Genomic DNA, 8,268 nt, shown 5'->3' with positions numbered 1-8,268 from the left:
TTCTTGTTCATCTTCACTCCTTAACAGTTACGATGACCCAGAAATCCTCCGTTGTTCAAATCCTCAATTCTGTCCCACAGGTGCTAACGTCAGACACGGTATGTAAAGGAACGGTGCTAGGACGAATGTATCCCAAGTAGCTCGATAGCTGGAGGCCCTGCTGCAACTTCTAGCGCGTCAATATTGAGGGCTTGGCACCGCAGCATGAATGGGAGGATTGGGGGGGCTAAATTTCAATTCTGCAGTTTGAGTGTCAGCAATTGAAATTGTGGGAAGGTAGTTCATCGATCTCAGCGAATGACATGGTGCAACTTACTAGCCACGCCAAACATTGATATTCAGGCGCTTGCACAATACCCGACGGATGCCATGCTTTCGCAGTCGTTCGACACTGCAATCATTTTGCCGTGAAAGTCCTCTTGACCTCCTAAAGTCAATGAAATAGATCCTGAAAATGTAGAGCGGGCGTTGTGTAATGGTAAGACCTCAGCCTTCCAAGCTGATGACACGGGTTCGATTCCCGTCGCCCGCTCCAAAAAACCGCTTCCGACATATTGCCTGCAAAAACAGATCACCACTTCCGATATCTTGTTGAAGTTATAGCGTAATTCCAGTTTTGAGCACTAGACTTCCAAGCTGATGACACGGGTTCGATTCCCGTCGCCCGCTCCAAAAATCACCTCCGACATATCGCCTGCAATAACTGATCATCACTTCTGGTACTTAGTTGAAATAATTGCATAATTTCAGATTTGATCACTAGACTTCCAAGTCTAATGACGCGGGTTCGATTCCCGCCACCCGCTCCACTGCCTTTATTCGATGACAATGCATACAATAACGCACCAACCTAAGCGGTTGGTGCGTTTAGTTTATCTCGCGCAATGCTGGTCTACGATACGTTGCACCATAGGGGCGAAATGCCAATAGTCTGGCGTCTCCATATCGGCGCGCTTGCCAGCCTCATCCAGATACCTTACCTGAATGATCTTCTTCAAATTCGGATTTTTCTCGAACTCAATCACCTCGTCGGGCGCCATCGCCCCACCCTGCAAATTCAACGAGTGAATCGAAGCCGGTGAAAGACGGTCGTAGTACTCGGGCTTGGTTGCACAAAGATACCGCTTGGCCGCCACATGGTACCGTACGCAATCGGTAATCACCGTGGGAAAGAACTCGGCCAGCACCTGTGCGCCAGCCTCTTCGTGAAACCGGTCCTCGACGTCATCCATCGAAAAGGTGCCGAATTCCGAGGTGAAATGCCCGATGTCATGCAGCAACGCTCCGACGATGATCTCTTCATCCTGTCCGTTCTGCTCAGCAATGGTCGCCCCTTGCAACATATGCTCGGCCATGGTCACCGGCTCGCCCAGGTATTCTTCGCCGCCGCAGCGATCAAAGATATCGCCGAGAAAAGCCACGATATTTTGGGATGTCAGCTTGGATTTTTCAGCCTGGCTCATTCTGCGGCCTCCAGTGTGGTGGCCTGCAGACCTGCCAGCTTTGACAGCAACCCGTCTTTGTCTGCGTAACACCCCTGCAACCAACGAGTACCTGTGCCCGAGTATGCTTTACGGGCGTGCAGAACGCGAGTGTTGTCGACGACAAAACATTCACCCGGTTCAAGACGGAAAGTAACTTCCATATCCGGGTCGTCGATAATTTCACCCAAGCGCCGATAGGCAGCATAGTAGGTGTCCATCTTATCGAACGGAACATCGGTCACAGCGGCCAGAGAGCGGTTGTTGAACCGGATGCCAATCATCTCTCCGTCTGGGGAGAGTTCAATCATCGGGCGGCGGGACCGCAGAACCACGCCTTCTTCACCTGCATATTCAAACCGTGCGCAATGCTGGCTTAAGACGTCGAACCATTCTTGGTTCTCAGCGCGCAATCGTTCGGCGGCACGGAAACCGTCAACCACCATATTCTCTCCACCCGCAGCAGAGCTTTCCAGGCAATAAAGCACCTGCAGCGACGGCACCGGATCACGGTATGGGTTATCTGTGTGCGCCTGCAAGCCAAGCCCAGTAAAGGCCAAGTTTGTCGGGTTCACTTCGGTTCGAACCTCGAAATGGCGGCCATAGTTGGTTTCACGCACATAGCCAAACAGATCCACCACCTGCATCAGCGACAGATCAGTCGTCGGGCCATTCTCTAATTTACCAAATCCATACCGGGCAACGTTGTCTAGCCAACTAGCCAGAGCCCGATCATCCGCGCTCACTTTGGCATAATCTCCGACAGGAACATCGGCCATCAGGCCACTGTCCCAAGTTTGAACAGCAGCCCCGGTCCAACCAGCGCCGGTGTTACTCTCTGTGTCATAGGCGTTATCCATCAGCCAGCTCAGCGGATAGTCGACACTTTTGTCTTCGGGTGCAAAGGTCAGCGTTACGACTTCGCCATCGATACCTGCAGAAGCAATGGACGTATCCGCCGGAATATCGCGCAATGCCAGTAGGCGTTGGCCATTACCTGTCGCGCGTGTTTCACTGTCCCAGGCGTTGTCTCGCAACCAGATCGCGTGAAACCGGGTCGACTTCCCCTGTGTTTGAATGGCGAGGTACTTGCCGTCGTCGTGCACTGTGAGTGTAGTCATCGCTAAAACCCTTAGCCCTGAGTCATGTTTAGGCTATGTCTGAACCCGTTTTTGCATTAAATCAAATTAGCTATTCACGCCCTGAGACACGGTTTTCGTTATGCCTAATCACCAGCTTGATAACCTTCCCCTAGAATGGATCCGGGCCTTTGAGGCAGCCGGACGCAACGGCAGTTTTACCGCTGCGGCAACAGAAACCGGGTTAACCCAGTCTGCAATCAGCCAGCGCATCAGCAATCTAGAACATCAAATCGGCACCGCATTGTTTGTTCGTCAGGCACGCGGTGTCATTCTGACAGTAGACGGTGAAACCTGGCTACCCTATGTCAGCTCAGCCCTCAGTAGCCTGCGCCACAGCTCTGAGAGCCTGTTCGGAGTGCAGCGAAAGCATCTAACAGTTTCGGCGACCGCCAGCGTCATTCAACTGTGGATTGCAGGCCGGTTGCAGCACCTGCCCATGCAGGATCATGTCCAGATATCGTTCAAGTCCATGGTGTTAGAATCTGATGTCACCCAGCAGGATGACGTTATTAAGGTCAGATACGGATCGGGAGACTGGCCGCAACATTATAAGATCCCCTTGTACAAGGAAACTCTCAGCCCAGTCGCCACCCCTGCCCTTTTGAAATCGGCGCAGCAGTGGCAAACGCTACCTCGGCTAAACCTGTCTGGCCCTCGACCCGGCTGGAAAGATTGGGCAGACCAAACGGGCGATCCTGTGACACCGGTTCCAATGGTCCGGTTTGATGCGTTTTCTTCTGCCTTAGCGGCTGCGCGTGCGGGAATTGGGGTGCTTTTGGCGTCATTGCCACTGTGCCACGACGACCTTCAGTCTGGCCGACTGGTTCGACTGTCTTCAGAAACCCTGACAACACGCAGCACCAACTGGCTATTGGCCTCTAAACAGAGCCTGTCACAACGTCAGTGGGCGATGCTTTCCGAGACGCTGACCAGAACTGGTTGACGTCAGACTACACCCTCGCCCATCTTTGCCCTGAAAACTAGGCCAGGTAACCGCCCCACGCGGCACTTGATCGCTTGACGTGACGCATTTGCAGGGCCATGAACCTTGGCAAAATGCAGTGCGTTTAGCACCTGCTGAGATTAGACAGATCAAAGGATCCGAAATGGCGCGATCACAAACTGCACCACACGCAAACGAAGAGCGCGAAAGCTCTAAGAAAATAGGCGTGCTTGGGGCGCTCTGGCCGTTCATGAAGCCCTATTGGGTATTGATGACACTGTCCCTATTTGCCTTGGTGCTTACCGCCAGCCTTTCGCTGACATTGCCTTTGGCAGTGCGCCGAGTGGTGGACAACTTCCGGATCAGTGATAGCGAGATTCTCAGCCAGTATTTCCTTGCGGCACTGGGCATCGCCGCCCTTCTCGCCGTAGGCACAGGCCTGCGCTACGCGTTGGTCACTCGGCTGGGTGAACGGGTTGTCGCCGATATCCGCATAGCGGTGTTCGACCGTGTCCTGGGCATGAGCCCCGAGTTCTTTGAGAAAATCATGACAGGCGAAGTGCTGAGCCGGATCACCACTGATACCACTCTGATCCAATCCGTTCTGGGGTCTTCTGTGTCGATTGCCCTACGCAACATGCTCTTGTTCATCGGTGGACTGATACTGATGCTGCTGACCTCGGCCAAACTGGCAGGCCTGGTGCTATTGATTGTGCCTGCGGTGATTGTGCCTATTCTGGTGCTGGGCCGCAAACTGCGGGTGATCAGTCGTGAGAACCAAGACTGGATCGCGGCCTCGTCCGGTAATGCAGGCGAGGCCCTGACGGCGGTACAGACGGTGCAATCCTTTACCCACGAAAACGCCAGCCGGGCGCAGTTCGCTGAAATGACCGAAACGTCCTATGAGGTTTCGCAACGGCGGATCAGAACCCGCGCCTATCTAACCGTCATCGTGATTTTCCTAGTGTTCTCCGGCATTGTCGGGGTGCTGTGGATGGGGGCCATCGACGTGCGCGCCGGTGTGATGACCGAAGGAACATTGATCCAGTTCGTGATCTATTCCGTTCTGGTCGCCGGCGCCGTTGCCGCGCTGTCCGAAATCTGGAGCGAGTTGCAACGGGCAGCAGGCGCAACCGAACGGCTGATCGAGCTGTTAAATGCGACAGATAACGTCAATGATCCAGCCGCCCCCCAAACACTGCCCAGCCCTGTGCGCGGTGAGATTTCCTTTGAGAGCGTCTCTTTCCGCTACCCTGCTCGGCCTGACACTTCGGCGCTACAGGATGTGACCCTGACAGTGTCACCGGGTGAAACCGTTGCGTTTGTTGGCCCGTCTGGGGCAGGTAAGACCACTATCATCCAGATGATCCAGCGGTTCTATGACCCGACCGCTGGTGTGGTGAAACTGGACGGGATTGCCCTGCCCGATCTGAAACGGGACCAGTTCCGCCAATCGATTTCAATGGTGCCGCAAGACCCGGTGATCTTTGCCACCTCGGCCCGCGACAACATCCGCTTTGGTCGCCTTGATGCAACTGACGCCGAAGTCGAAGCCGCAGCCAAGGCTGCAGCCGCCCACGACTTCATCTCTGCCCTGCCAGACGGCTATGACAGTTTTGTCGGCGAACGTGGTGTGATGTTGTCAGGCGGCCAGAAACAGCGCATCGCCATTGCCCGCGCCATTCTGCGCGACGCGCCTGTGTTGTTGCTAGATGAAGCCACCTCTGCGCTGGACGCCGAAAGCGAACGTCTGGTGCAGGCCGCTGTTGATGAGCTGTCCGAAGGTCGCACAACTCTGATTGTGGCCCATCGTCTGGCAACTGTGAAAAAGGCGGATCGCATTGTCGTACTAGAGGACGGCGGCATCGTTGCCACCGGCACCCACGACCAGCTGGTCGCCCAAGGCGGCCTATACGCTCGGCTGGCCCGGTTGCAGTTTACGGCAGGTTTGGCCGCAGAATAACCCCCAACGACACTCCCCAAATGCAAAGCCCCGGATCAACCTCCGGGGCTTTCGCTTTTTATTCGAATGATGAGAAAATTTTGCCCGAGCACATTCAACCTAGTCTAGATTTATCCCAGATTCCCGGCTAGTTATTATGAAAATTCGGCCAAACAAGGTATATTTGATGACATTGCACTACTCGCGGTTCTTTGGAATTCGTTCCTTTATGCGGTCGACAGTTTTGACGGGCGCTACAATTTTAACGGGTTGCGCTGGCACTCCAGGACCGTCAGTCCCCTTTCAGCAAGGGCATAGTATTGCCTCTGCCAAAGCCGCAGTCATTAGTTGTTCACCGCGTGCGAAAAAGGGTGGCAACTCCGCCGTGGCCGGCGCTTACGTAGGTGGGATATTATTCGCCGGAATTCTGGGTCCAATTATTGTCTATCCAGTACAAGACGATATTCGCGATAGCGGCGAAGCCTCGGCTGTGGACAAGTGTCTGGCTGATCTTGGCTACGAACGACGTGTACTGACTGCCGAGGAAGTCCGCATCCTGAACCAGGCGCATGGTGAACATCGTAGAATTATGCTCGACCATCTAGTTTCCGGCGGCTCAATTGAATCCTATTCGGAAACGGGCGCCTAACAGGGCGCTCAAGCTCTAAAAGGCAACCGGGCTCTCGTCGCTGTTTCCTAAAATGGCGCAGCGTCATATCTCAGTTGCCTTCGGGTGACCCTGCGCCCGTGCTTGCGTCAATATGGTTTTCCCCGCATCTTGGGTCAAAACACAAAACACGCCTACAGGAATTGGGCGCAGCGGAGGGACGACATGGCATTTGCCGGCTTTGAGGATCGCAATGCGATAGAAAATGAAATGCCATTTGCCGAGCGTAATATGCCGGTTTCATTATATGGCCTTTTATCACGCACCGCTGCGAAGTTCCCAAATAACAAGGCTGTCAGCTATCAGATTATGTCAGACCCCACCGACAAGGCTGAGACGCTGACCTGGTCGCAAGTCAAGGACAAGACCACCCAGGCCGCAAACCTGTTCCGCTCGCTTGGAGTTGGTGAAAAAGACGTGGTGGCCTATGTGCTGCCCAACTGCCATGAAACCGTGTTTGCCTTGCTGGGTGGCGCAGTGGCCGGGATCGTAAACCCGATCAACCCACTGCTAGAGCCTGAACAGATCGCATCGATCTTGCGCGAAACCGGTGCCAAGGTGGTGGTGACGCTCAAGCCGTTCCCGAAAACCGATGTGGCGCAAAAAGTGGCCGAGGCCGTGCGCCATGCCCCCGGCGTCAACACGGTGCTAGAGGTCGACCTGAACCGCTATCTGACCCCGCCTAAGTCCTGGATTGTACCACTGATCCGTCCCAAGTTGGAAAACCGCGAGAAAGCCGCCCACGCCGACTACAAGAGCTTTACCAAGGAGATGGCCAAACAGCCCACCTCGCTCAGCTTTACCGACAGCACCGAGGATAGGGTCGCCTGTTACTTCCACACTGGCGGCACCACCGGAATGCCCAAGGTGGCGCAGCACAAATATTCCGGCATGATGTACAACGGCTGGCTGGGTAACAAACTGTTGTTTACCGACACGGACAACATCATGTGCCCATTGCCATTGTTCCATGTCTTTGCCTGCCATGTGATCTTGATGCCAACCCTCGCCTCGGGCGCGCATGTGGTGTTCCCAACGCCGCAAGGCTACCGTGGCGAGGGCGTGTTCGACAATTTCTGGAAGCTGGTCGAACGCTGGAAAATCACCTTTATTATCACCGTTCCCACCGCCATTTCGGCCAAAATGCAGCGCCCTGTTGATGCCGATGTCTCCACTGTGAAAACCGCCTTTTCCGGTTCGGCACCATTGCCAGTGGAATTGTTCCACCGGTTCGAAAAGGCAACAGGCATCGGTATCGTCGAAGGTTACGGCCTAACCGAAGCCACTTGTCTGGTGTCCTGCAACCCGCCAGAAGGCGAGAAGAAAATCGGCTCGATCGGTATTCCGTTCCCCTATACGGATGTGAAAATTGTCAAAGGCACCGCTGACGGACCGGTCGAGGCAGCCCAAGACGAAATCGGCGAAATCTGTGTCTCCAACCCTGGCGTTTACGCAGGCAACACCTATACCGAAGCCGACAAGAACGTAGATCTCTACTACTTCGACAAATACCTGCGCACCGGCGATCTGGGCCGTATCGACGAAGATGGCTATCTGTGGATCACTGGCCGCGCCAAGGATCTGATCATCCGAGGCGGTCACAACATTGACCCAGCCGAAATCGAAGAAGCGCTGCTGGGCCACGAAGCCGTGGCCTTTGCTGGCGCCATTGGCCAGCCTGATGCCCATGCGGGCGAACTGCCCTGTGCCTTTGTTGAATTGGTCGCCGGGGCGTCCGTTACTCCAGAAGAGCTGATGGAATTCTGCAAACGGCACGTTCACGAACGCGCCGCGATCCCCAAACACATGACCATTCTGGATGAACTGCCCAAAACGGCTGTTGGCAAGGTGTTCAAACCGGACCTACGCCGCAACGCGATCACCCGGGTCTACAATGACGCGCTCCTCAAGGCCGGTCTGGCGGCACGGGTTGAGAACGTGATTGACGATAAAAAGCGTGGTCTGGTTGCTCAGGTTGAGGCGAACGGCATTTCAGACGAAAAAATTGCCAAGGTTCTTGGCAGCTTCACCCGCCCATGGGAGCCGATGCCAAAGGCCTAACCTGACCAATTCGACAAGAAAGCGCCCTCCGG

Annotated in this window: 6 protein-coding genes and 1 tRNA gene; 5 read left to right on the top strand and 2 right to left on the bottom strand. The window is 54.8% G+C overall.

All coding sequences use genetic code 11. The features are described 5' to 3' along the window. The first annotated feature begins 461 nt into the window (after positions 1 to 461). A tRNA-Gly gene (locus DL239_RS19425) sits at positions 462 to 535 on the top strand. 337 nt (positions 536 to 872) lie between these two features. On the opposite strand, the gene tmpB is transcribed toward DL239_RS19425, so the two are convergent. Beyond that, entirely contained in the window at positions 873 to 1,463 is a 591-nt protein-coding gene (tmpB, locus tag DL239_RS19420) for a (R)-1-hydroxy-2-trimethylaminoethylphosphonate oxygenase (protein WP_167685763.1), read from the bottom strand. Beyond that, entirely contained in the window at positions 1,460 to 2,602 is a 1,143-nt protein-coding gene (tmpA, locus tag DL239_RS19415) for a 2-trimethylaminoethylphosphonate dioxygenase (protein WP_167685762.1), read from the bottom strand. Before tmpA ends, tmpB begins: the two co-directional genes overlap by 4 nt. Positions 2,603 to 2,702: 100 nt before the next feature. On the opposite strand from tmpA, the gene DL239_RS19410 reads away from it, so the two are divergent. The 4 genes from DL239_RS19410 (at position 2,703) to DL239_RS19395 (ending at position 8,236) form a co-directional block, all read left to right on the top strand. After that, positions 2,703 to 3,566 carry a LysR family transcriptional regulator gene (locus DL239_RS19410; RefSeq protein WP_167685761.1) on the top strand — a complete coding sequence of 288 codons (864 nt, stop codon included), beginning with the start codon at positions 2,703 to 2,705 and terminating at the stop codon, positions 3,564 to 3,566. A gap of 163 nt (positions 3,567 to 3,729) precedes the next feature. Beyond that, positions 3,730 to 5,529, top strand: coding sequence for an ABC transporter transmembrane domain-containing protein (locus tag DL239_RS19405; RefSeq protein WP_167685760.1), 1,800 nt, complete (start codon positions 3,730 to 3,732; stop codon positions 5,527 to 5,529). Between the two features lie 166 nt (positions 5,530 to 5,695). Beyond that, positions 5,696 to 6,157 (top strand): hypothetical protein, encoded by a 462-nt coding sequence (locus DL239_RS19400; RefSeq protein ID WP_240932053.1) that lies wholly within the window; start codon positions 5,696 to 5,698, stop codon positions 6,155 to 6,157. Positions 6,158 to 6,340: 183 nt separating this feature from the next. Continuing rightward, on the top strand, positions 6,341 to 8,236 hold the full coding sequence (locus tag DL239_RS19395; protein WP_167685759.1) for an acyl-CoA synthetase: 1,896 nt from the start codon (positions 6,341 to 6,343) through the stop codon (positions 8,234 to 8,236). Positions 8,237 to 8,268 lie beyond the last annotated feature (32 nt).

The sequence above is a fragment of the Parasedimentitalea denitrificans genome, from assembly GCF_011813015.1.
Lineage (GTDB): Bacteria > Pseudomonadota > Alphaproteobacteria > Rhodobacterales > Rhodobacteraceae > Parasedimentitalea > Parasedimentitalea denitrificans.
This window is presented reverse-complemented; position numbering and strand designations above follow the sequence as displayed.

Bases quoted from the DNA above. Each gene is read 5' to 3' on its own strand.
- DL239_RS19395 (WP_167685759.1), top strand. From the start codon at position 6,341: ATGGCATTTGCCGGCTTTGAGGATCGCAATGCGATAGAAAATGAAATG.
- DL239_RS19405 (WP_167685760.1), top strand. From the start codon at position 3,730: ATGGCGCGATCACAAACTGCACCACACGCAAACGAAGAGCGCGAAAGC.
- DL239_RS19410 (WP_167685761.1), top strand. From the start codon at position 2,703: ATGCCTAATCACCAGCTTGATAACCTTCCCCTAGAATGGATCCGGGCC.
- tmpA (WP_167685762.1), bottom strand. From the start codon at position 2,602: ATGACTACACTCACAGTGCACGACGACGGCAAGTACCTCGCCATTCAA.
- DL239_RS19400 (WP_240932053.1), top strand. From the start codon at position 5,696: ATGACATTGCACTACTCGCGGTTCTTTGGAATTCGTTCCTTTATGCGG.
- tmpB (WP_167685763.1), bottom strand. From the start codon at position 1,463: ATGAGCCAGGCTGAAAAATCCAAGCTGACATCCCAAAATATCGTGGCT.